Origin of the sequence: Halosolutus halophilus, assembly GCF_022869805.1 — an archaeon.
Classification (GTDB): Archaea; Halobacteriota; Halobacteria; order Halobacteriales; family Natrialbaceae; genus Halosolutus; species Halosolutus halophilus.
Window position 1 is genome coordinate 386,839 of record NZ_CP094974.1, and the last position, 23,315, is coordinate 410,153.

General features: G+C 65.5%; 22 protein-coding genes, 1 tRNA gene and 1 pseudogene. 10 read left to right on the forward strand and 14 right to left on the reverse strand.

Annotated elements, in window-relative coordinates; genetic code table 11:
• Nucleotides 1-226: 226 nt before the first annotated feature.
• The 5 genes from MUG98_RS02025 to MUG98_RS02045 form a co-directional block, all read right to left on the reverse strand.
• On the reverse strand, nt 227-871 hold the full coding sequence (locus MUG98_RS02025) for a 30S ribosomal protein S3ae (RefSeq protein WP_265110519.1): 645 nt from the start codon (nt 869-871) through the stop codon (nt 227-229).
• Nucleotides 868-1,161: a KEOPS complex subunit Pcc1 gene (locus MUG98_RS02030; protein ID WP_265110520.1), complete on the reverse strand. Its 294-nt coding sequence runs from the start codon at nt 1,159-1,161 to the stop codon at nt 868-870. Before MUG98_RS02030 ends, MUG98_RS02025 begins: the two co-directional genes overlap by 4 nt.
• Nucleotides 1,158-2,399: an exonuclease gene (locus MUG98_RS02035; protein ID WP_265110521.1), complete on the reverse strand. Its 1,242-nt coding sequence runs from the start codon at nt 2,397-2,399 to the stop codon at nt 1,158-1,160. The genes MUG98_RS02030 and MUG98_RS02035 overlap by 4 nt, the downstream gene beginning before the upstream one ends.
• A 6-nt stretch (nt 2,400-2,405) precedes the next feature.
• Nucleotides 2,406-2,873 (reverse strand): 30S ribosomal protein S15, encoded by a 468-nt coding sequence (locus tag MUG98_RS02040; protein ID WP_265110522.1) that lies wholly within the window; start codon nt 2,871-2,873, stop codon nt 2,406-2,408.
• Between the two features lie 344 nt (nt 2,874-3,217).
• A complete protein-coding gene (locus tag MUG98_RS02045) occupies nt 3,218-4,816 on the reverse strand; it encodes a long-chain-fatty-acid--CoA ligase (RefSeq protein ID WP_265110523.1) in 1,599 nt (532 codons plus the stop codon).
• Nucleotides 4,817-5,214: 398 nt separating this feature from the next.
• Between MUG98_RS02045 and MUG98_RS02050 the strand changes: the two genes are divergently transcribed.
• Nucleotides 5,215-5,286: transfer RNA gene (locus tag MUG98_RS02050), tRNA-Ala, on the forward strand.
• A gap of 114 nt (nt 5,287-5,400) precedes the next feature.
• On the opposite strand, the pseudogene MUG98_RS02055 reads toward MUG98_RS02050, so the two are convergent.
• The 3 genes and pseudogenes from MUG98_RS02055 to MUG98_RS02065 form a co-directional block, all read right to left on the reverse strand.
• Nucleotides 5,401-5,589: pseudogene (locus tag MUG98_RS02055) on the reverse strand (site-specific integrase); the annotation flags it as partial.
• A gap of 94 nt (nt 5,590-5,683) precedes the next feature.
• The gene (locus MUG98_RS02060) at nt 5,684-6,523 is read right to left on the reverse strand and encodes a VOC family protein (RefSeq protein WP_265110525.1); all 840 of its coding nucleotides are present in this window, start codon (nt 6,521-6,523) and stop codon (nt 5,684-5,686) included.
• A gap of 464 nt (nt 6,524-6,987) precedes the next feature.
• On the reverse strand, nt 6,988-7,926 hold the full coding sequence (locus MUG98_RS02065; RefSeq protein WP_265110526.1) for a DMT family transporter: 939 nt from the start codon (nt 7,924-7,926) through the stop codon (nt 6,988-6,990).
• A gap of 375 nt (nt 7,927-8,301) precedes the next feature.
• On the opposite strand from MUG98_RS02065, the gene MUG98_RS02070 reads away from it, so the two are divergent.
• Complete coding sequence (locus tag MUG98_RS02070; RefSeq protein WP_265110527.1) at nt 8,302-9,549, forward strand: MFS transporter; 1,248 nt, start codon at nt 8,302-8,304, stop codon at nt 9,547-9,549.
• Nucleotides 9,550-9,708: 159 nt separating this feature from the next.
• Here the strand turns inward: MUG98_RS02070 and MUG98_RS02075 are convergent, their stop codons facing one another.
• Nucleotides 9,709-10,509, reverse strand: coding sequence for an ABC transporter permease (locus MUG98_RS02075; protein WP_265110528.1), 801 nt, complete (start codon nt 10,507-10,509; stop codon nt 9,709-9,711).
• A gap of 195 nt (nt 10,510-10,704) precedes the next feature.
• On the opposite strand from MUG98_RS02075, the gene MUG98_RS02080 reads away from it, so the two are divergent.
• On the forward strand, nt 10,705-11,904 hold the full coding sequence (locus MUG98_RS02080; protein ID WP_265110529.1) for a COG1361 S-layer family protein: 1,200 nt from the start codon (nt 10,705-10,707) through the stop codon (nt 11,902-11,904).
• A gap of 34 nt (nt 11,905-11,938) precedes the next feature.
• Here MUG98_RS02080 and MUG98_RS02085 read toward each other — a convergent pair whose 3' ends face one another.
• The gene (locus MUG98_RS02085; RefSeq protein ID WP_265110530.1) at nt 11,939-12,895 is read right to left on the reverse strand and encodes an ABC transporter ATP-binding protein; all 957 of its coding nucleotides are present in this window, start codon (nt 12,893-12,895) and stop codon (nt 11,939-11,941) included.
• 273 nt (nt 12,896-13,168) lie between these two features.
• Between MUG98_RS02085 and MUG98_RS02090 the strand changes: the two genes are divergently transcribed.
• Nucleotides 13,169-14,065, forward strand: a complete 897-nt coding sequence (locus MUG98_RS02090) for a universal stress protein (protein ID WP_265110531.1) — start codon at nt 13,169-13,171, stop codon at nt 14,063-14,065.
• 190 nt (nt 14,066-14,255) lie between these two features.
• On the opposite strand, the gene MUG98_RS02095 is transcribed toward MUG98_RS02090, so the two are convergent.
• Entirely contained in the window at nt 14,256-14,432 is a 177-nt protein-coding gene (locus MUG98_RS02095; protein WP_265110532.1) for a dodecin family protein, read from the reverse strand.
• Between the two features lie 390 nt (nt 14,433-14,822).
• Here MUG98_RS02095 and MUG98_RS02100 point away from each other — a divergent pair, with 390 nt between their 5' ends.
• The 3 genes from MUG98_RS02100 (at nt 14,823) to MUG98_RS02110 (ending at nt 17,790) form a co-directional block, all read left to right on the forward strand.
• Complete coding sequence (locus MUG98_RS02100) at nt 14,823-15,281, forward strand: DUF2267 domain-containing protein (protein ID WP_265110533.1); 459 nt, start codon at nt 14,823-14,825, stop codon at nt 15,279-15,281.
• Between the two features lie 68 nt (nt 15,282-15,349).
• Nucleotides 15,350-16,228 carry a universal stress protein gene (locus tag MUG98_RS02105; protein ID WP_265110534.1) on the forward strand — a complete coding sequence of 293 codons (879 nt, stop codon included), beginning with the start codon at nt 15,350-15,352 and terminating at the stop codon, nt 16,226-16,228.
• A 161-nt stretch (nt 16,229-16,389) separates the two neighbouring features.
• Nucleotides 16,390-17,790, forward strand: coding sequence for an aryl-sulfate sulfotransferase (locus MUG98_RS02110; RefSeq protein ID WP_265112536.1), 1,401 nt, complete (start codon nt 16,390-16,392; stop codon nt 17,788-17,790).
• A gap of 1 nt (nt 17,791) precedes the next feature.
• Here the strand turns inward: MUG98_RS02110 and MUG98_RS02115 are convergent, their stop codons facing one another.
• Nucleotides 17,792-18,313, reverse strand: coding sequence for a DedA family protein (locus MUG98_RS02115; protein WP_265110535.1), 522 nt, complete (start codon nt 18,311-18,313; stop codon nt 17,792-17,794).
• 253 nt (nt 18,314-18,566) lie between these two features.
• Here MUG98_RS02115 and MUG98_RS02120 point away from each other — a divergent pair, with 253 nt between their 5' ends.
• Nucleotides 18,567-19,019: a metal-dependent hydrolase gene (locus MUG98_RS02120; protein WP_265110536.1), complete on the forward strand. Its 453-nt coding sequence runs from the start codon at nt 18,567-18,569 to the stop codon at nt 19,017-19,019.
• A 31-nt stretch (nt 19,020-19,050) separates the two neighbouring features.
• Here MUG98_RS02120 and MUG98_RS02125 read toward each other — a convergent pair whose 3' ends face one another.
• Nucleotides 19,051-19,569, reverse strand: a complete 519-nt coding sequence (locus MUG98_RS02125; RefSeq protein WP_265110537.1) for a metal-dependent hydrolase — start codon at nt 19,567-19,569, stop codon at nt 19,051-19,053.
• 70 nt (nt 19,570-19,639) lie between these two features.
• Nucleotides 19,640-20,659: a lysylphosphatidylglycerol synthase transmembrane domain-containing protein gene (locus MUG98_RS02130; protein ID WP_265110538.1), complete on the reverse strand. Its 1,020-nt coding sequence runs from the start codon at nt 20,657-20,659 to the stop codon at nt 19,640-19,642.
• Nucleotides 20,660-20,780: 121 nt separating this feature from the next.
• Here MUG98_RS02130 and MUG98_RS02135 point away from each other — a divergent pair, with 121 nt between their 5' ends.
• The gene (locus MUG98_RS02135; RefSeq protein ID WP_265110539.1) at nt 20,781-22,355 is read left to right on the forward strand and encodes a sulfatase; all 1,575 of its coding nucleotides are present in this window, start codon (nt 20,781-20,783) and stop codon (nt 22,353-22,355) included.
• A 95-nt stretch (nt 22,356-22,450) separates the two neighbouring features.
• Nucleotides 22,451-23,308 (forward strand): hypothetical protein, encoded by an 858-nt coding sequence (locus MUG98_RS02140; protein WP_265110540.1) that lies wholly within the window; start codon nt 22,451-22,453, stop codon nt 23,306-23,308.
• Nucleotides 23,309-23,315: the final 7 nt, after the last annotated feature.

Genomic DNA, 23,315 nt, shown 5'->3' on the forward strand with positions numbered 1-23,315 from the left:
TAGTGGACGAATCTGTGAACTACCTCGGGTAGGGGTACACGAGGTCTGCGGTATTTTTTGGGCACAGCGATCCAGTCACGACGCTATCGAACGTGATCTATTCCAGCCGCTCGCAGCCTATCTCCCGACTAACAGCTGTCCGCTGCCAATCGCCCGACTGATAGCTCTCGGACGCTGAACACGCAAAAAAGCTCGTCGTACCGCGACACTCGATCGCCAGCGGCGATCAGTCGTCGCCGGCCGCGACGTCTTCCTCGTCGACGTCGACCGCGGTCGCCTCCTCTTCGGCGACCTCTTCGGGGTGGGCCTCGAGCGTCGCTTTCTGGACCTCGACGCGACGCAGCGGATAGATCGTCTTGGCCTCCCCGTAAATGGCCGAGGAGAGTCGGCCCTCGACGACGCTGTCGATGAGTTCTTCGAAGTCGCGTTCGGCGGCGGCGTCTTCGACCATCTCGACCATCTGTTCGCGGATGGCCTTCTCCTGGCTCGCGTCCGCCTTTTTCGTCGTGAAGGCGACGGGCTGGATCTGGACGCGGTAGTCGTCCGTCGTCAGGACGGTGACGTAGGCCTCGATCTTCGAGGCACCGCGACGGACCAGCGACCGCAGGTAGTCGCGGGTCAGGGAGTGTTCCACGAACTCCGTGTAGGCCGAGTCGCTGCCGACGTCGGTGATCTTGAAGGTGAGTTTCGTGTTGTTCTCGCTGGCGTTGTTGGTCAGTTCGCCGAGCGTCGTTTCGATGGTTCGGTCGTAGACCTTTTCCGGTTCGTCAGCGGGGGTTTCGCCGAGCTCCTGCCGGTCGAACTGCTCCGGTGCGAGCACGGTGTACCACCGCTTCTCCTGTTTCGCGCGTGAAACTGATCGTTCACTCATTGTTGGGTATCGTCTGGTTCGCTGTCGGACACAGGTCCCGTGTCCGTCGGTTCCGCGTGCTGTCCCACCTGCATCGCGACGTCGAGGTTGACGACGTAGTCGTCGACCGTCGAGTGGAGTCCACCGGTCGTGTCGCGATCGATCCGCGTGACGACCGCGCCCGACGTCGTCTCGGTCGGGGCGTCGACCGTCGTCTCCATCTCGTCGGTGTTGTCCGGCTCGATCGCCCGAGCGATCCGTTCCGGATCGTCGTGTTCGGTCCGGACGATCGCGGTCGCGCGCCGACTCATTGGAACGCCCTCACTGTCTCGACGATCGTCGACTCGTCCACCGCAGGGTCGTACCGCAGGTAGCCGCGTCGTCGGACGGCGTCGTACTCGATTTCCCGATCGGTCTCGGCCGCGAGTTCGCGAGCGACGCCTTCGACGGTCGCGCCGAGGGTATCGTCGCGCGCGGCAAGTGCTGCCTCGCCGTCGGCCTCGTCGGACTGCGTCTGATTACCCGAGGGACGGTGTCCCTCGCTGACGACGAGGACGACCGGTTCGGGCGACAGATAGCCCGCGACGACGCGAGCGATCGCCTCGACGGGGCCGTCGTCGACGCTGACGACGAACAGCCCGTCGTACCGGCCGGTCGAGGCGTCCGCGAGCGCGGCGTGAGCCCGGCGGCCGTAGTCGCGCCAGGCTGCGAGCGCCGCCTCGCCCGCGTCGTGTCCCATCGCGAGCGCCGCGCCGGTCCCGGGTTCGGTCCGCGCCGTCGCCGCGAGCACGTCGGCGTAGCCGCCGATCGTCGCGAACGGACCCTCCGGAGTCGCGTACGGTCGCAGCGCCTGCTGGACCGTTGCCGCGGCAGTCGTGGTCGCGTCGCCCGCGCCCACGACGTCGAGCGCGACTGCCGACCCGATCCTCCGGTGATCGTCCGCGTCGAACGCGCCGGAGACGTCGCCGTCCCCAGGTCCGACGGCCGCGAGCGCGTCTCTGGCCGCGTCCGGATCGCCCGACCACGGCGCGCGAACGCGCGTGGAGTGAGCGACCCCGTCGATCGGGTTCTGGGTCGGGACGACGAGTCCGGGGCGTCGCTCGACGCGGCCCCGATCGCGAGCGGCCTCGAGGAGCCACTCGCTCTCGCCGGCCCCGGGATCGGTCCCGGCGGCCGTGAGTCCGGCGAGCGCGAGGATCGGATCCGGCGTGGCGCCGAGGTCCCGGACGACCTCGCAGGCGTCGAGCGTCGCGGGCCGGTCCGTCGCCCCGAACTGGGGCCGGTCCGCGTCGGCGGTGCCGACGACGAGCGTGACGTCGCCGTTCCGATCGGCGTCGGGGCCGCTCGCCGCGGCGCGATCGGTCCGTTCCGCGACGGTCCGGCCGACCGTCACCTGGAACGGCACCTCACGATCTGCGAGCGCACCGGCCAGGAGTCCGCTCGCGGCGAGCGCGTCGCCGTCCGCTCGCGTGACGAGTCGGACGAAGGTCGCGCTCTCGAGGGCGACTGAGGCGGACTCCGGTTCGGCGGTTCGACCGTCGGTGGACATTCCGTGTTAGTCCTCGAGGAGTTCCTTCGCCGTCTCGAAGGAGTACGCGAAGTCGGGTTCGAGTTCGTCGCCGCGGTAGTAGTCGACCAGTCGGCGCACCTTCGACTCGGTGTTCTGCAGTGCGCGCTTGTTCTGGTAGTCCTGCGGGTTGGCCTGGACGTGCTCGCGCAGGCGCACGGCACGTTCCATCAGACTCCGGAGGTCCTCGGGGATGTCGGCTTTCGCGTCGTTCTCCTCTAAGATCTCGGTGATCTTCTTGCCGGTCGCCAGTTTGACGTCCGGTACGGGCGTGCCCGTGACGCCTTCGTCACGCAGTTTGATCCCGATCTGGCTGGGATCGTGGCCCTGTGCTGCCAGTTCGACGACCCGTTCTTCGATGTCGTCTGGGTCGACGTCGCTCCACTCCGGGGGTTCGTCTGCCGCCGGCTTGTCCGATCCGGACGAGCCACGGCGGCGGGTGTGCATTCGTGCCATTGGTCGAGGATAGGAATCGCACTGACCGCGTCGCGTACCCTGTCGAACGACACGATTCACCCGTTCGATCGCGTTCCAGCGATCGTCGACGATTCGACGACCGCCCGGTTGCGATCGAGGGGCAACGTCTGCTGTTCGGCAGGATCCGGCTCTCGCCGTGCACTTCCGCAATCCCGAGCCGCCAGAAACGGCGGCGAGTCAGATTTGCGGCCGTGCGGTTCCCACCGGTGCTATCGCGAGCAGCGACTAAAGCGTTGCGTCCCTCCGATGGAGTACGGAGGCCGTCGTCAGCCCCGCCCTGATGAGCGGGGTGAGGCGTTTCGCTCGCAGGTTCGTACCGGCCGTTACTGCTGGCCGACCCGCGTCTCCTCCTCCTGCCAGTACTCCTCGCGCAGTTCGTACTTCTGGACCTTGCCGGTGGCCGTCTCGGGCAGGTCGTCGACGAAGTCGACGCTCGTCGGTTTCTTGTAGCCCGCCAGCTCTTCGCCGACGAAGTCGACGATCTCCTCTTCCGTCGGATCGGCGTTTCCTCTCGGAACGACAAGCGCCTTCGGCGTCTCGCCCCACTGTTCGCTGGGAACGGGGATGACGGCGGCCTTCAGGACGTCCGGGTGGTCGTAGAGGACGTCCTCGACCTCGATGCTCGAGATGTTCTCCCCGCCGGAGATGATGATGTCCTTCTTCCGGTCCTGGATGGCGACCATCCCGTCCTCGTCGATCGTCGCGAGGTCTCCGGTGTGGAAGTAGCCCTCGACGCGGTCGTTGAACGCCTCCTCGGTGATCTCCGGCTTGTTGAGATACCTGTCCATCACCTGGTTGCCCTGGACGACGATTTCGCCGATCGTCTCCCCGTCGCGCGGGACGTCCTCGCCGTCCTCGTCGACGACCCGGACGTCGGTACACAGCGTCTCGAAGCCCTGTTTGACCTTGAGGTCGCGGCCCCGTTCGGCCAGCCGGCGCGGCGAGTTGCTCGTCGTGATGATCGGCGCGGTCTCGGTGAGGCCGTAGATGTGGATGATCCGCCAGCCGAACTCGTCCTCGACGGTCTCGATGGTGGCCGTCGCGGGTGCGCTCCCGGCGGTCGCGATCCGGACGTCGCGATCGCCTGTGGTCGTGACGTCGTCGTGGTTCTCGTAGTGCGCGATGAGGTTGTTGAGCACCGTCGGTGCACCGCACATGAACGTGACGTCGTAGTCGCGGACGCGCCGGAAGACGCCTTCGGCGTCGAAGGTGCGCTGACAGACGTGGGTGCCGCCGGTTCCCGTAATGGCGTAGGTGTGCCCCCAGCCGTTGCAGTGGAACATCGGCAGCGTCCAGAGGTACGTGTCGTCGTCCCGGATCTCCATGTGCTGGTTCAACACCAGCGCGTGCCAGTGTTCGGTGCGGTGGGACCGGACCACACCCTTCGGATCGCCCGTCGTCCCCGAGGTGTAGTTGATGCTGGCGTCGTCGTCCTCGCTGAGTTCGGGCCGATCGGGTTCTTCGGTCGGCTGCCCGTCGAGGAACGCCTCGTAGTCGATCCAATCCCCCTCAATCTCGTCGGCCCGATAACCGACGAACGTCTCGGCGGGGATCTCGTCGCGAATCGGTTCGACCTTCTCGGCGTAGTCGTAGTCCGCGATCAACGTCCCCGCCTCGCAGTCGTTCAGGATGTACTCGTACTCGCCCGTTGCCAGCCGGTAGTTCAGCGGCACGAACACCGCCCCGAGTTTGTTCGTCGCGTACAGCGTCTCGATGAAGTAGTGCGTGTTCGGCGCAAGCAACGCGACTCGATCGTCCTGGTGGACACCGGCCGCTTCGAGCGCGTGCGCCAGCCGGTTGACCCGATCGTTCACCTCTGCGTAGGTATAGTCGGTGCCATCGTGCGCGACGACCCCAGTAACGTCGTCGTACAGGTCGACTGCCCGATCGAGGAAGTCCGTGGTGAGCATCTCCCGTTTCATACCCTGATACACATTCCCAGACAACAACAATCTCGGTCTAATTTTTTACCGTTCATAAAATATGTCTGATAGTTTTGGGTCACGATTCGATCGGCTCGATCCCTCGCTGCTGACTCGAGGCGCAGTCTCGCTTCCGCCCTGGCGCCGATCGACCCTGGAAGCCGCTCTCGCCGATCGTCGCCGGTGTGAGTCGCCAGGACGAGTTCTCCCACGACGGCCGGTTGCGATCGTTACACGGATTCTCGACGACGCACGACGGCGGGATTCTTTCTGTGGTCGCTGCGATCGAGGCGCCGGGCTGGCTCACGTGATCGATTCCCACGACAGTCGTTCCCGCCGCAGTCGCCGGATATCGAGGGGTTTATACTCGAGTGTGTGAAAGCAGTGAGTGCGAACGCGGGCTCGTAGATCAGAGGTAGATCACTCCCTTGGCATGGGAGAGGCCCCGGGTTCAAATCCCGGCGAGTCCATCGCCTTTTTGATGTTTCAGCCCTTCCACTTCCCGAATACAGGTGTCTAGAACTGTTCTGAAGACTATCTGTGAGTCGATGCGTATAGCCGCTCGTTCGTGGGTCATGCTCCTGTTATAGATCTTCGATGAAGCCGCGTCGCTGTTCCATCTTCTCATGGTCTGTACGGCGATCGAGTTCTTCTGAAGGCACGTCACAACGATCGCTGACGATTTTCTCGGGAATGTCCTCGCGGAGCTGGTAGGTGATCGCGCCGCGCCGAATCGTATGCGGTGAGAGGCTGCTCGGACAGTCGTCGTAGTGTTCCTGTAGGTAGACGTCCGGCAACGTCGTCTCTCGACACCGAACATACGGAAGTGACTCGGTGGGCCTTCGCTCTACCGATCGGTGACGAATGCTACGAGGCCCGAATTCGGATGGGAATCCCGTCCGGATCGGTGATTTCGAGGCCGTCCGGTCGCTCACTGACCGAGACGCCTGCCTCTTCGAGTCGTCGATGAACCGACGCGACCGTCTCCTCGCTCGAAACGACGAATTCGAACCACGCCAGTCCGCGGCCGCCTGCTGGCCGTGACCGACCGTTCCACGTGTTCACACCGAGGTGATGATGGTAATCGCCGGCCGCGAGGAACAACGCTGCCTTTCCTTCCGCTTGTACGCGTAACCCCAACGTTTCGACGTAGAAGGCTCGTGCGGCTTCGAGCGACGTCGCTTCTACGTGGACGTGTCCGATCGTCGTTCCGGGGGGAGCCCGTTCGGTTCCGTCAGACTGCGCCGCAACGTCGGCGAGATCGATCGGAACGGTCCCTATTTGCACGGTGCCATCGGCTGCACGCGGCCACTCCTCGGCTGGCCGATCGCGGTATATTTCGACGCCGTTCCCCTCCGGATCGCTGAGATACAACGCTTCACTCACGTGATGATCGGAGGCGCCATCCAGCTCCCAGCGATCCCGGATCCGATCGAGCGCAGCACCCAACGCAGCGCGTGACGGGACTTCGAACGCGTTGTGAAAGAGTCCTGCTTGGTCTCGGCGGCGGGGAGACGCGTCCTCGATTCGGTCCAGTACGAGTAGTTCCGTTCCGCCGGTTCCGAGCGATGCTGCCGTGTCGCTTCTGGTCTGGACTGTGAGACCGACGACGTCTCGATAGAAGTCGACCATATCGTCGAGGTCGCTCACGAGCAGTGCAGTGCGGCCGATCCGCGCGGTGTCCGGGATGAGAGGCGTGCGTGTCATGGTCGTCGACGTCCCTCCCGAGCCAGCTGCACGAAATTCGGCACGGAGAGACGGTAATGCAGGTGGGTCTGTAGTGGTGGGTCGAGGAGTTCGGTTGTGCTTCGATTGTCGATCCGTCCGCTCACACCGAAACGGAGTCCGTTCATGGTGGATCTGCTAGAGGGTGACGGCCTGCGAGACCAGCACCGAGTCGTCTGTGACGGCCGGTCACACGTTCACATCGGATATTGGAGAGTGACCTACGTATATCTTCGCTAACAGTTGTCTGACCAGGTCACACCGGTGTCATCTGTACGGAAACTCGAGTCACCCGACTGAGCCGTACCGGTGCGGTTTTTATTGGAAGCCGACTGTCAGCCTGGAGAGCGTGTTTCGGTGGAGTCGCCGTTCTCGACTATCGGCCGGCAGAGCGGGGCGATCGGCAGGTCACGGGATCCGGTTCGTCCCGTCGGCGCGATGAGAGCCTACGATCGATCCGGACGGAACCCCGCGGTCACGACCATCTCACCGATCGACGTCCGGTGTAACACGGCGAATCCGCCGGCGACGACCAGCAGTCCGACCAGCGTGGGGGTGGTAACGGCCTCGCCGAGCAACAGCCAGCCCACGACGATCGCGACGCCCGGACTCGCGATCGACGTGAGGCTGGTTCGGGTCGGCCCGACCTCCGCGAGGAGGACGAGGAGGGCGGCGTAGCCGACGATACCGACGACGACTGCCAGGTAGACGAGAGCCCCGATCGAGACCGGCGTCCACTCGATCGTCCCGAGCGACGCGCCGAATCCGGCGCTGACGAGGTGGAGTGTGAGCCCGCCGAACAGCGCACCCCAGCCCGTCAGCGACGCCACCGACAAGCCGGTCTCGAGACGACTGAGCAGGACGCCGCCGAGACTCGAACTCAGCACCGCACAGAGGACGAACGCGATTCCCACGGTCTCGCCCGCTAGTATCCCCGTCGGGGACGGGTGGGCGACGACCGTGACGCCGACGAACCCGAGGAGGATGCCGATCGCGTCCGTCGCCGAGAGCCGTTCGTCCGGGACGAGCAGAGACGCGATCGAGGCGGTCACGACCGGTCCGAGCCCCATCACGACGGCGGCGATCGCCGTCGTGGTATACTGCTGGCCGACGAAGAGAAACCCGACGGTTCCGGCGAGGACGAGTTCGCCGAGGACGAAGATCGCGATCACGTCGGAGATCGTCCGCGGGCGCCATCGTCCGGAGACGAACGCGTACGGGAGCAACACCATCGCGGACGTGTCGAACCGAAGCGCGGCGAGAACTGTGGGGGGAACGGTTTCGGTGCCCACTCGAATCGCGACGTAGCCGGTGCCCATGACGAGGACGACGACGACGAACAGGAGGGTCCCGCGGTACCGCGCACCGATCGCACACCCGTCCACGTACAACTGACTCGTCGCGTTCGACAGTCTCGTTGTAGTCGCAATCTCCGACCGACGTATTCGAATCATAGTTGTCCAGTGTACCGGGGACACGCTATAATTCGCGCACGAGAGTCGTGACGAGAACTGAGCCGTCGAGCAGGGCCGGAGCGGCATCTCACCGCTCGAGACGCCTCTCGCGACGTGCGAGGAGGACGTGCGATCGTCGTAGTCTGCGACGCGGACTCGTTCGTCCGAAGCGGGAGCGCGGACGGTTCTCGAGGGGGTGGCCCCGTTGCAGGCGGTGAGACCCCTCGCCGACGGTGAGACCGCTCTCCGTCGAAGGTATCAGACTCGATAAATGACTACACGAGGGGTGGCCGCGTGAGTACGACCATGGGTCAGACAATCGAGGCCGCTGTGTCACCCGAACCGACCGACGAACCGACTGCGACCGTTCCGTGGCGGTCCCGGACGGTACAGATCGTGCTGACGAGTACGGCGCTCGCGCCGCTCGGCGTGCCGCTCATCAGCCCCGCACTGCCGGTGTTCCGCGACGTGTTCGGGATCACCGACGCGCAGGCGAGCCTGCTGGTGAGCACCTACTTCCTCGTGGGCATCGTTCTGTCGCCGTTCATCGGCATCCTCGCCGATCGGATCGGCCGGAAGCGCGTGCTCGTTGGGGGACTGCTGGCGTTCGGCCTGCTCGGCGGCGCGATGGCGATCGCACCGACGTTCGAGGCCTTGCTCGCGCTCCGCATCGCACAGGGCACCGCCGCGGCGGCGATCTTCATCACCACCGTCACGATCGTCGGTGACGAGTTCGACGGCGTGCAGCGAAACGCGGTGCTGGGCGCGAACGTCGCCGTCCTCTCGGCGACTGCCGCCCTGTTTCCCGTGCTCGGCGGGCTACTCGCGGGGATCGCGTGGAACGCGCCGTTTCTCGCGTACCTCGCGGCGATCCCGATCGCCGTGTTCGCACAGGTCGCGCTCGACGAACCGGACCGCAGCGATAGCGGACACGGGATCGCGTACCTCACCGACGTGGCGCGAACGATCGTCACGCCGCCCCTGATGGCGCTGTTCGTCGTCGCGTTCCTCACCGAGTTCTTGCTGTTCGGCGTGATCTTCACCGCGATGCCGTTCGTCCTCGCGACGGCGTTCGCGCCGGTCATGATCGGGGTCGTGATTCTGGCGTCGGAAACGGCGTCGATGGTGACGGCCATGTCGAGCGGCCGACTGGCGCGGTCCCTCTCGAACGAGTGGCTGATCGCGGTCGGCTTCGCCTGCTACGCGATCGGCTTCGCGGGCGCGTGGGCCGCGGTCGACCTGGTCCCGACGATGGGAGCGGTCGTGGTCGTCGGCGTCGGCGTCGGACTCCTGATGCCGGTCGTCGACGCCGCCGTGAGCGATCGGGTTACCACCGAGTACCTGGCCGGCGCGATGAGCCTCCGGAACAGCACCACGTTCCTCGGACGGACTACCGGTCCGGCCGTGTTCGCCGGACTGGCGATCTCCGCCGGGTTCGGGTACGAATCGCTCCTGCTCGCGTCGAGTATCGTCGCGATCGCGGCGACCGGCGTTGCCGTGGTCGCAGGACCCGTTCGTCTCGCTCGAGCGACCGCTCACCACGCGTCGACGTGACGATCGGCTGCGGCAGTCCGTCACGTCCCTGGTGGTTCGATCAGTACCCGGTGGCCACAGTCGTCGACTGCGGCTGGCAGACGCGTTTTCGACACTCAGCCCGGTGGTGTGGTCGCAGACTCCGGTCTCGTGTACGGGCCAGGGCGGACGAGACGGAGATCACCCCGAGAGATCTCGCCGTTCGAAGTACTCGCTACTGACGACGACGAGGACGACGACGGCGACCAGGAGGACGGAGAGATCGGCCCACGAGAGGTCGCCATCGACGAGGATCGCGCCGGGGTCGAAGTACCGCGAGAACGCGACGTCGCCGAGCCACTCGTAGTCGGTATCGAACGTAAAGGTGTCGAGCAAGAACAGGCCGAAGACCGACCCGGCCCCGGCAGTCTGTGCTCGACGGACGGAATCGAACGCGACGGACGCCAGCAGGCCGACGCCGGCGCAGGCGAGCAGGTAGGCGATCGAGTACGCGTGGACGGCGAACAGGTCGATCACGTCGATCGACTCGTCGACGAATACGATGCCGAGGTAAACCGCGAGGAAGGTGATCGCGTTGACGAGGACGACTCCCGGAACGAGCGACAGGAACTTGCCGACGACGACCCGCGTTCGCGACACTGGCAACGAGAGCGTCATCTCCACCGTCCCGCGTTCGACTTCGCCGGCGACCGTCGAGGCACCGGCGTACGCGTAGTATATCGCGAGCAACAGCACCCACCCGAACTGATAGAGTTGGGAGACGAGGTAGCCCTCGATCGTCGTCAGCGTGGTCACGTTGCCGACGAACGCGCGCGTCGCCTCGGGTGGCAGCGACTCGAGGTAGGCGTCGAGATCGACGCCCGTCTCCTGGATCGACGGAAAGAGTCCGACGGTGAGCGCGATCAACGCGATCAGTGCCCCGGCGAGCAACAGCGAGCCGCGGAGTCTGCGATCGGCCTCGAACGAGGTGATCTCGAACATTCGCACTGGAGTCGCTGCTCCAGACGCGAGACGGCGGCTTATAGGTGTGGGCGGTCGGACGGGGCCGGACGAGTGGAGCGGTCGAGACCGTTCGTCGTAACTACCGGTTATTCTGACACCGATCGAGTAATCCGAGCGTTCGGTCGTGGAACGGGGAGCGTCATTTATCGTGCAATCGCCCATTTCGGAGCGGACATGACGGGCCAGGAGGCCGGTTCGAGTCGGAGACGACGGCGTCGCACCGTCGCCGCTGGTGGCCTCCTGCTCGCCGCGATGCTGGTGTTCGGTGGAGTCGGCGCAGCGACTGCGTTTCCCGCCGGCAACGGAGTCGCGCCGCTGCAGGACGACGGTCCCGGAAGCGACACGAGGGACGAGACACCCGAAAACGAGACGAGAAGCGACGAACCGCCTGCGACAACGAGGGCTGACGGGACCGGCGTTGCCAACGATTCGTCGCTCCGGAACGAAACCGTGGCAATCTCGGCCGCCGAAGACGACGGAGACGACGTGACCGACGCGCCGCAGGCAAGCCCGTCGACGACGGGACCGCCGGTGGTGCAACCGGCCGACGAAAACGTCACCGTGGACGTCGCGGAGAACCAGTCCGTTCGGGCGGGCGACGTGGCGTCGATCGAACTCGAGGTGACGAACGACGGCGACGAGGAGGTGACCGACGTCGTCGTGACGCTGCAACCGCCGGACCGATCGGTGACTCTCGGACGACTCGCCGCGCCGCAGCAGACTCGGTCGGTCTACCTCGCGGACATCGGGACTGGCGATACCGAGACCGTCACCGTCGACGTCGGCGCGGCCAGGGTCGAACCGGGGACGTATCCGCTGTTCGTGACCGTCCAGTACATCGTCGACGACGATGACGATGCGGATGGCGACGATGATGACGATGACGACGATGACGACGAAACCGTCCTGACCGCTGGCCCCACCGCGATCCCCATCACGGTCACCGAGGCCCGATCGTTCGACGTCACGCCCGTGGACGGGGACGTCCCCGTCGACGGAACCGGCGTCTACGAAGTTCGGGTGACGAACGACGGTTCCGGGACGGTGACCGGCGTCGTCGCCACGGTGAACGCCACGCTGCCGCTGACGAGCGAGTCGCCGACGGCGTACGTCGGAACGCTCGAACCCGGTGACTCGGAAACGGTTCGGTTCGCTCTCGAGTCGACCTCGGACGCGATCGAGACGACGACCGGCGTCGCGATTGCAATCGCCTACGACGCCGGCACCGGTGAACGGACGAGCGCGGATCCGGTTACGACTCCGGTGACGATAGTCGACACCGACGAGACGGCCGACGTCGACTCCGTCGCCCCGTTCGCCGCCGTCGCGATCGTGTTCGTGCTCGCGGGGATCTGGTGGCTTCGCAGACGGTGATCGATCCAGGAACCGCTGTGGCTGTGGCGGTCGATCAGGAGTCGGTCTCCGAGCTATCGGCAGCCGTGCTCTCGTCCTCGTTCTCGGTTTCGTCCTCGTCCGTACCGCCGTAGAAGTGCATGAATACGTCCTCGATCGACGCCTCTCGAACGGCCAGGTCGAGAACGGTGTACTCGTGCAACCGGTCGATCAGCGCGTCGAACTCCCGCGAGAGAACGAGCTGGTACTCGTCGTCTCGCCGTTCGACGTGACCGGTGCCCGGGAACTCGAGCGCCGATGCCGGCGGCTCCTCGGCCAGGCGAACGGTGACGACCGTGCCGCCCTCTTCGAGGATGTTTTCGACGGTATCGAGTTCGATCAACCGCCCGTTCCTGATGATCCCGACGCGATCGCAGACGCGGCGCACCTCGCTCAGGATGTGCGAGGAGAAGAAACTCGTCTGGCCCGCGTCCCGTCGCTCCGCGAGCAGGTCGTAGAATTCGTTCTGGACGAGGGGATCGAGTCCCGACGTCGGTTCGTCCATGATCGCCAGGTCGGGGTCGTGCATGAACGCCGCGACGATGGCGAGCTTCTGCCGATTCCCGCTCGAGTAGGCCTTCACGTTCCGATCGAGGGGGACGGGAAACCGCTCGAGCAGTTCCGCGCGGCGCGCGTCGCCGCGGAGTCGCCCGAAGTAGTCGAGCACCGCCGCGCCCGTCACGCGCTCGTAGAACGTGACGTCGCTCGGCAGGTAGCCGAGGTGGCCCTTCGCGTCGCGCAGTTCGGTTCGGTTCACGACGTCTCGGCCCAGCACGCGGGCCTCGCCGGCGGTGGGTTTCAGCAGGCCGAGCAGGACGCGAATCGCCGTCGACTTGCCCGCCCCGTTCGGTCCGAGAAAGCCGAATATCTCCCCCCGCTCGACGGCGAACGTGAGGTCCTCTATCCCCCGTACGTCGCCGTAATACTTCGTCAGCCCATCGATCTCGATCGGGGGCGGACTGGCGCCGGTCACGTGCTGACCGACGACGGCCCGGACCTTATATCTGCGAGGACGGACCGTCGCGGGGCGCACCGTCGCGGTCGGGTCGCGCGGTCGCGGTCCGTCTTGTACGCGCACGGGCGGACCGTCGTGATCGGACGGCACGTGTGGGATCGTCGTGCTCGACGGTACGTGTGCGATCGTCGTGCAAGCTTCCGCTCGGGATCGGCGACCTGCTCGTGGTGTGGATCGGCTGGGTCGTCCGTCTGCCAAGAGTGATGACCGCGTGAGTCGTACGCCGATACGATGTACGATCGCATCCTGATCCCGGTCGACGGAAGTGACGAGGCCAGGCGGGCGGCGAAACGCGGCCTCGAGTTCGCGCAGGTCTTCGACGCGACGGTCGACGTACTACACGTCGTCGCCCGGCGATCACGCCGACTCACGAAAACGGAGGCCGAGGAGGCGCGGTTACGAGAGCGGGGTGAGGAGATTCTCGAGGAGATCGAAGCGATCGCGTCGGATCTCGGACACCCCGCCACGACGACGGTGACTTCCGGGAAACCCACGGTGCAGATTGCGGAGTTCGCGGCCACCCGGAACGCGGCGCTGATCGTCGTCGGCAGGCAGGGGAGAACGGGTCTCGGGAAGCGTCTCCTCGGCGGCGTCACGGAAGGACTCCTCAACCGAAGCGACGTCCCCGTGCTCGTCGTCCCGGCGGGCGACCGCACGACTGCGGGGGAGACCGACTACTCCCGACTGCTCGTTCCGACCGACGGGAGCGAAAACGCTGAGGTCGCCACCCGCCACGGCGTCACGGTGGCCCGACACTTCGACTCGACCGTCCACGTGCTGAACGTCGTCGATCTCCAGGCCGCAGGCGGCGCATTCGACGTCGGCGGCCTCGAGAAAGAGTTCGTCGAACGACTCGAGGCGAACGGACAGGACGCCGTCGACGCGGTTGCGGCCGAGATCGACGATACGGCTCCCGATCTGGACGTGGAAACCGCCGTCGCCCGGACGACGTCGTTCGATGGGGCCGCCGCCGGCATCCGCGAATACGTCGCCGACCACGATATCGATCTCATCGTCATGGGCTCACACGGCCGGTCGAATCTCGGTCGGCAACTGCTCGGCAGCGTCACGTCGAACGTCCTCCGGACGGTCGATGTCCCAGTACTGGTCGTCAACCGGCCGTCGTGATACCCGGAGCGAGTACGTCGCGACGTCGCTCTCGTCGGTCACGACGACTCTCGCTATCGAGAGCCGGGTATCGAATCGAGACCGTACGATCGTCCCGATCGCGGCGACGATATTGTCGGCCGCAGTCCGGGGGCCGTCGTCGCGGGATCGATACGATCGGTCGAGGCTCGATCGGGAACGCGACGAGCGATCAGTGCTCGACCGGGAACGCGATCTCGGTCGTCACTTTGTACTGTACGATCTCGTCGTCTTCGACGCTCGCGGTCCACTTTTCGACGTTGATTCCGGAGATGTCGTCGACCGACTGGCTCGCCTCGCGAAACGCTTCGTGGGCTGCGTCTTCCCAGGACTCTTCTGACGTTCCCATAACGCGGATAACTTTAACTGCGGGCATGGCAGTCGTCGTACCACCATCCCTCTTATAATCCTTGTCGACGGCGTTCGTGACGGTCGCTGTAGATGAAAACCGGATAAACGGGACCGACCGGCGATCGGTCGATCGCGCGTTGATCAACCGCCTGCTGACCGAGAACCTCGTCGCGGAACCGGCGCGTATCGACCGAACACCTCTATAACGGGGAGTACCACGAGTAACGGGGAGTGGCACGACAAAGTACTGACCGTTCGTCGTGGAGTGTGGCGTTCAGGCTGTTCACGAAGACGTACGCTCGCCTCTCACTAGGGGTAGAGTGACGACGGAACCGACCAGACGCCGGTGAGGTTTATGCCGCTGAAGGGTGTGCGATCTCTGAAGCCCATGAATTTCGACGAGTTCACCGGCGATGTTCAGCACCGCCTCGAGCTACCCGGAACGGGCGAAACCGTCCGAGCGATCCGGGCGACGCTCATGACGCTCGGCCAGCGAATTCCGGAGGGAGCGGCCGAGGACCTCGCGGCCTCGCTTCCGATGGAGATCCGCTGGTACATGACCGGTGCCGTCCACGAGCACGGCCAGCGATTCGACTGGACGGAGTTCGTCTCGCGAGTGAGCGAAATCGAGGGGGTCGATCCTCCGGAGGCGGCCTACCACGCCCGCGTCATCGTCGATTACGTCCACACGCAGGTCCCGCAGTCAGATTTCCAGCAGCTACGGAACCAGCTCCCCGAAGACCGGGAGGACGAGAACTGGGGGAAACTGTTCGAAGTGATCGACGCCGGCGGTTGGGGCGACGCCGAGGAGGCGCAGACGGGTGGTGGCCCGCAACCCGATGGGTGAGCCTGCGACGGACGAGTGACGGGATCGGTCCCCCCAAACGTAAGCGGGTTCGAATCGAACCCCGTCGCATGGGTATTCGCATTCTCGTTCCGACCGACGGGAGCGATTCCGCGACGGCGGCCCTCGAACACGCGCTCGACGTCGCTGCCGATCGAGGAGCGACCGTCCACGTCCTCAACGTTGCGGACACGAAACAGCCGAGCCTCGCACGACTCGGAACCGACGTCGTCGACGTCCTCGAGCGGGAAGGGGAGGCGATCGTCTCCGACGCCGCCGACCGGGCCGCGGAACGCGGCGTATCCGTCAGCACCCACGTCGTTCAGGGTGAACCGCGGGAGGCGATCGTCGACTCGATAACGGACAACGAGTTCGACCTGGTCGTCATGGGTGCCCACGGACGGCGTGGACTGGGGGAATACGTTCTCGGCAGCGTCACGGACTACGTGGTCAACATGACCGACGTCCCGGTACTGACGGTTCGCGCAGCCGAGGACGCGACGCGACCGTTTCCGTACGACGACGTGCTCGTTCCGACCGACGGGAGCGTCCACGCGAGGGCCGCGGTGGAACTGGGCGCGACGATCGCCGCGCGTCACGATGCGACGATCCACCTGCTGTCCGTCGTGGACGAACTCCCGGAACTGCCGGATGCCGAATCGGGCCCGCTCTCCGAGCAGATCACGGAGAACCTGCAGGAGGTCCTCGACGAGGACGCGGCGACCGCCAGGCGAGCCGGGGTCGAAAACGTCACGACTGCCATCGCGACCGGCTCGGTGCCGCGAGAGGTCACGTCCTACGTCGACGCGGAGGGGATCGATCTCGTCGTCATGGGCACGCACGGACGGACCGGCCTCGATCGGCACTTGCTCGGGAGCTTTACTGAACGAGTGATCCGCACGTCGTCTGTTCCGGTCCTCACGACGAGACGAGCCGACGAGATGGACTGACCGCCCCCGATCGAACCACGACAGCCGCCGCGTCGGATCCGTTCTCTCGGATAGACTAGGAAAGACACTACTAATTCGATTTAGAAAGACATACCGATGAATTTCCAGCCGGTATTCCTCCGCCCGAGGGTGACCGAACCGTGACTGACGATTGGCGTCCGATGCTCGAACGCGTCCGATCGGAGCTCTCGCGGAACCGACTCCGGGTCGCGTTCGTCGCCATCCTCCTCGTCTCGGCTGCCGCGGTCGCAAGCGCGTCCACCAACAACGGCCTCTCGACGGCCTCGGAGGCGGACGTTCCGAACGCACCGCCGACGGAGAACCACACGGTCGTCACCGAATCGGGACGTGCGGGGACGATCACCGCCTACGATCCCGACGGCGAGGTCATCTACTACAACAACACGCGGACGAAGTACTTCGACGTCGACCCCGTCGAGGGCGAGCCCTTGACCGTCGAGTACACCGCGACGGATACGATTCACACGGAGGGCCCGACCTGTTCCGAGCCGCCGTGTACGCGGAACGTCATCGAACGCGCCAACCTCTCGACCGGCGAAATCGAGGTGGTTTACGAACGCTACGATCACAAGGAACTCGCCGCCGAGTGGCACGACGCGGATCGCATCAACGAAACCCACGTCGTCGTCGCCGACATCATCGCGGACCAGGTGTTCGTCGTGAACACCGAAACGGAGGTCGTCGACTGGCTCTGGGACGCCCAGAGCGACTTCCCCGTCGAGGAAGGCGGCCCGTATCCCCGCGACTGGGCCCACATCAACGACGTCGAGTACATCGAAGACGGCGAGATGGAGGGGCGGATCATGGTCGACCTCCGGAACCAGGACCAGGTCGTCTTCCTCGATCAGCGGGAGGGGCTGCTCGAGAACTGGACGCTCGGCAGCGAGAACGACTACGATATCCTGTACGAGCAACACAACCCCGATTACATACCGGAGAGCCAGGGTGGCCCGGCCGTCGTCGTCGCCGACTCCGAGAACGGTCGGATTCAGGAGTTCCAGCGCGAGGACGGCGAGTGGAACCGCACCTGGGTGTGGGAAGACGACCGGATCCAGTGGCCCCGCGACGCCGATCGACTCCCCAACGGGAACACGCTCATCACCGACACCCACGGCAATCGCGTGATAGAGGTCAACCAGTCCGGCGACATCGTCTGGGAAGTCGGATCGACGCTCCCGTACGAGGCCGAACGCCTCGAAACGGGTGACGAAAGCGAAGGAGGCCAGAGCGCGGCCGCGCTCGGTCTCGAATCCCGGTCGGAATCGTCCGGCGGAGGCGGCGGCGGTGACGGTGACGGTGGAAGTGCCTTCGAGTTCAGACCGCTCGATTACCTCGGCGATCACATCGAGTCGATCCTCCCCCACCGGTATTACAACGCCCTCCTCTTCGTGAGTCCGGTCTGGATGGGGCAATCCGAGTTCGCCGCGATCGGAATCGCGCTCCTGACGGGGCTAACGTGGGCCGCCCTGGAGGTCAGGTGGCAACTCCGAGACGCCGGGATCAGATTCCGGTTACCCGTCTACCGGGAGGAGAGAAAGTGACTCAGACGACGAGGTAGTCGCCGAACAGGTAGAGGCCCGCGAGAATCGACTGGAAGGACAGCGACCCCGCCGCGGACAGCACGACGAACGATTGCCCGTCCATCTCCGACAGCCCGGCGGGCACGGTACACAGCCCGCGAACGAACAGCATCGTGTTACTCACGGGGACGGCGAGGGGACCCCACCGATCGAACCAGCCGTCGAACCGCTCGAGCCGCGACTCGGTGATCGGGAACCAGCGCTTCTGCAAGACGTACTCTCGACCCGCTCGCCGGACGAGATAGAACAGGACGACCTGCCCGATCGTCGTTCCGACGACGGCGATGGCGACGATCGAGACCGCCTCCGGGACCGACGACCCGATCAGCGCCAGCGCGGCCGGAACGACGAGTTCGCTGGGCATGAACCGGAGCATCATCGCTCCTTCGAGGATGCAGATCCCGAACAGGACTGCGAACGCGACCTCCGACGTGAACATCGATTCGAGCCAAGACGGCGTCCCCTCGAGTTGGAGCGGTTCCATCAGTGATTCGTACACGATCCCGGACATAAGGGTTGCTGGTTCGAAACCGGTTCCGATCGCGTCGACGATCCGTTCCCGTCGGACGCGGATCTGGTCGGCCCGTGTCCGTCCGAGTCCGATGTGGTCGGCGACCCGTGTCCGTCCGAGTTCGATGTCGGCGACCCGTGTTCGTCCGAGTCCGATCACGTCCGTGGCCCGTGCCAATCAGGGCCACCCACAAGCTATGTTACGGTGTCGTCCGAATGAGAGATTGATGGAGATCGGCCGAATACTGTTCCTCACGGGCGCGTTCGCCACGCACGCGTTCGTCGGCTACGCGCTAGTCCGCGGATTCACCGAGGCTGATCCGCGGATCGGGCTCGTCCTCGGACTCGTCCCGGACGTGGACTTCCTCTTTCCCGCGGGGATGGGCTGGCCGTTCGTCCACCGCGGAATCACGCACACGCTCGTGTTCGCGCTGATTATCGTCGCCGGACTCTACGCGATACGCCGGGATCGATCGGTCGCGCTCGCCGCCGGACTGGCGATCGGCTCGCACCTCGCGATCGATACGCTCTCGCCGACGGGGATCGTGTTGCTGTACCCGATCGAGACGACCTGGAGCCCCGGAATCGCGGTACACGGGCCGACCGCGACGGGTCTGCTCTGGGCGGCGGCGATCGGACTCCTGATCTGGGGGGGCGAGAGTACGTCGCAGGTCCGATAACCTCTCCTCGAGGGCGGGCCGTCCCGATCGATCAGCCCGTCGGGGCGATCCCGGCCAGGTGCGCGATCGTCAGCAGCAGTGAAGCGAGCAACGCACCGGCCCCGACGAGCAAGACGGCGCGATTGATCCGACTGTTCTTCGATTTGAACCAGTCGAGCGTGACGTGGGTTCGGGAGAGCGGTTCGAAGGGGCTGATCCCCATCGGCGTCACGACGTCGCCCGCGAGGTGGGCGACGATCCCGCAGGTTCCCACGACGAATCCGAAGCGGAAGCCGAAACCGGAGCCGACGCCGAAGGCGGGACTCGAGCCGACGAGGAGCGCAGTCCCGCTACCGGCGATCAACCCGGTCACGAGGGCGAACCAGACGGTGTGGGTCGGTCCGCGGTGGTCGACCCGCTCGATCGCCTCGTCGACGTCCGGGACGTTTGCCGTGGTGACCGCAAGGAGCGCTCCCCAGACGGCGAGTGCGAGCGACCACCTGTCGCTCACGAGCGGCACGAAAGGCGCGTAGAGCAGTGCGTTGAATCCGGCGTGGCCTCCTCGGTACATCGCGATCGGTGGCTGTCTCTCGGGTATCGGACGGCTTAACCGCTCGGATGCGCGTCGTCCCGGCCCGCCGTCACTCCAGCGCCCGGACCCCGAACGCCGACACCGAGACGCCGCCGATCAGGACCGGCATCCAGTAGATCGCCCCGCGGAAGATGAGGACGGCGGCGGTGATGTCCGACGCCGGGATCCCGGTCGTCGGCACGAGCAGCGTGACGAACGCGGCCTCGATCCCGCCGAGTCCGCCCGGGAGCGGGGCGGCTCCCGCGAGGTTGGCGAGCGGAATCACGAACAGCAGGACGTACGGCGGGACGCTGTAGCCGAGGGCGGCGAACGCGAGCATTAGCGCGGCCGTCTGAAAGAGCCACCCACACAGCGACAGCCCGATCACCGCGGAGAGACGCCACCGGTCCGTCCCCACGCGTTCGATATTCTCGAAGAACCGCCCCATTCGCTCCCTGAGATCCCCCTCGAGCGACCCGGTGTCGAAGCGTTCGAGACCGAGTCGGCCGATGCGGGGTGCGATGATCGCGGGGAGACGATCGACGATCACGTGTCGGTATCGCCACACGATCACCATGACGAGGATGATGCCGCCGATCAGCGCGACCGCCGACCCGACGGCCGTCTCGAGGCGCTCGCCCACGGCGGCGGTGGTCGCGTAGTAGCCGACGCCGACGAGGACGAGCGAGATCGAGGGAACGACGTTGATGACGTCGACGCTCGCGATTCCGACGAGGCCGGTCTCGTAGCGGGCGTCGGAGACCTTCGAGATGAGCAGCGCTGCGATCGGTTCGCCGCCGGCCTGACCGAAGGGGGTGACGTTGTTGGCGAAGACGGCCCCGGCGTAGACGAAGAAGGACTTGACGATCGGGATATCGACGCTGAGGGTGGCCAGCACGGTCCGGAGCATGAGACTCCAGGCGGCCAGCCAGCAGACTGCGAGGCCGAACGTCGCGCCGACCAGGGAGAGATCCGCCGTCAACAGCGAGTCGACGACGCTTCGCGCGCCGACGGCGAAAAACAGGACGGCGAACACCGCGATCGCCCCGAAGACGCCGATAAAAAACGCGCGCCGGTTTCGCTCGTTCATGGGTCGTATGGATCCTCAGCGAACTTGAAACGTCTGATCGACGCCGACAGCGTACCGGCGAGTACTGCCGTCTTCCGTCTCTTCAATCGTTTTATTGGGATGGGACGGATTGTCGTCAGTAATGGACAGGACTCGTCCGTCGAACGTGCTCTTCGTCGTTCTGGACACGGTCCGGAAAGACCATCTCGGCCCGTACGGGTACGAGCGGGAGACGACGCCTACGCTCTCGGACTTCGCGACGGAAGCGACCGTCTTCGAGTCGGCGGTCGCGCCAGCACCGTGGACCCTGCCGGTCCACGCCTCGCTGTTTACCGGCCGCTATCCGAGTCAACACGGGGCCGACCAGGGGAGTCCATACCTCGAGGACGCGACGACGCTCGCGTCGGTCCTCTCGGCGGTCGGCTACGACACGGCGTGTTACTCCTCGAACGCCTGGATCACACCCTACACCGGCCTCACCGACGGATTCGACGACCACGACTCGTTCTTCGAGGTCCTCCCTCGTGACGTCCTCTCGGGTCCGCTGGCCAGCGCGTGGCAGGCCGTCAACGACAACGCGTACCTCCGCGATCTGGCGTCGACGATTGTCCATATCGGGGCCAAGGCCCACGCCAAACTTGCCAGCGGCGACGGAGCGGACTCGAAGACGCCGTCGGTCATCGATCGAACGAAATCGTTCATCGACGACAGCGAGAGCGAACGGGGCTGGTTCGCGTTCGTCAACCTGATGGACGCCCACCTGCCCTACTACCCGCCCGAGGAGTACCGCGAGGAGTTCGCTCCCGGCGTCGACCCCGACGACGTCTGCCAGAACTCCAAGGAGTACAATTCGGGCGCGCGGGACATCGACGACGAGGAGTGGGCGGACATCCGCGGGCTCTACGACGCCGAAATCGCCCACATGGACGCCGAACTCGGTCGGCTGTTCGACTGGCTGCGCGAGACCGGCCAGTGGGAGGAGACGACCGTCGTCGTTGCGGCCGACCACGGCGAACTCCACGGCGAACACGGCCTCTACGGCCACGAGTTTGCCCTCTACGACGAACTCGTCAACGTTCCCCTCGTGGTGAAACACCCCGACCTCGAGGCCGATCGCCGCGACGACCTCGTCGAGTTACTGGACTGCTATCACACGCTCCTCGACGTCCTGGACGTCGATCCCGACGCCGTGGCCGAGACGGGCGACGGGGACGCCGTCGCGTACGATCCGACGCGATCGCTGCTCTCGAGCGAGTACCGGGCGTTCGACGGGGCGGCGGATCCGGATCCCGGCCAGCGAGCCGTCCGCGAGCGGGACGACGACGCCGACTACGCGTTCGTCGAGTACGCCCAGCCGGTCATCGAACTCCACCACCTGGAGGAGAAGGCGAGCGAGGCCGGCATCGAACTGGGCGACGATCACCGGGCCTACTCGCGACTGCGCGCCGCCCGGAGTACCGACGCGAAGTACGTCCGCGCGGACCGCATTTCCGACGAGGGGTTTCGACTCGACGACGACCCGCGAGAGGAGACGCCGGTCGACCCGGCCGACGACGAGCGCGTCGCCGCCACGGAGCGGGCGCTCGCCCGGTTCGAGAACGCCGTCGGCGGCGCGTGGGACGTCCCGACCGAGACGGACGCCGACGAGGCGGACGCCCTGGCCGAGGCCGACGAGGAGACCCGCGATCGGTTGCGCGAACTCGGCTATCTGGAGTGACGACTCTCCGCGCCCCTCGCGGGCGGAGAACGGCACGTGGCGCAGTTGCTGAACCAATAAGAATACGTAGGTCGACTCGAAAGACAGCCCAACTGATGAAAGACCAGCACTTCCTTGAGTCGGACTGGGACTATTGTCTGTTGCTGGACGCGTGCCGGTACGACGTGTTCAGCGAGGTTTACGACGACTATCTCGATGGAACGCTGGAGAAACGCTGGAGTACCGGCTCGTCGACTCCGGAATGGGCTTACCGGACATTTACCGGCGACCACGACATCGCCTACTTCTCGGGGAACCCCTTCATCAACGATCTCGGAATTCCGCTGAACGAACTGAAGTGGGGAGCCAGTTGCGAGTACGAGTGGACGGCGTCGAACCACATCAGCGACGTCTTCGACGTGTGGAAGACCGGCTGGGACGACGGCCTCGGTACGGTACCGCCGGAGAACCTCGCGGAGGCGTTCCGGGAGAACCAGGAGGTCGTCGACGGGGCCGATCGGACGGTCCTCCACTACATGCAGCCGCACGCCCCCTATCTCTCCCGGGGGAAAGGCGGAAAACTCGAACAGATCCAGAAGGGGATCCGAAAACAGGAGGAAGCCGCGAACGAAGACGGCGACGGCGGGACGCTCTCGTCGCTCGGCGACTCGATCCGGCCCAAGGTCGAGAGCCGGCTCGAGGACAGCGAACTCGCCCAGAAAGCGGGCCTCTGGCTCGAACTCGACCCGACCGACCTCGTCAAGAACGGAACCAGGGAGGCGGCGCTTGCACTGTACGAGGAGAACCTGCGGATCGCACTCGAGTCCGTCGCCGACCTGGTCGAGCGACTGGACGGCCGGGTCATCGTGACCGCCGACCACGGTGAAGCCTTCGGCGAGGAGGGCGTCTGGGAGCACCACATCGAGACGCACATCCCGCCGCTCATGGAGGTGCCGTGGCTCGAAGTCGAGTAGTTCCCAC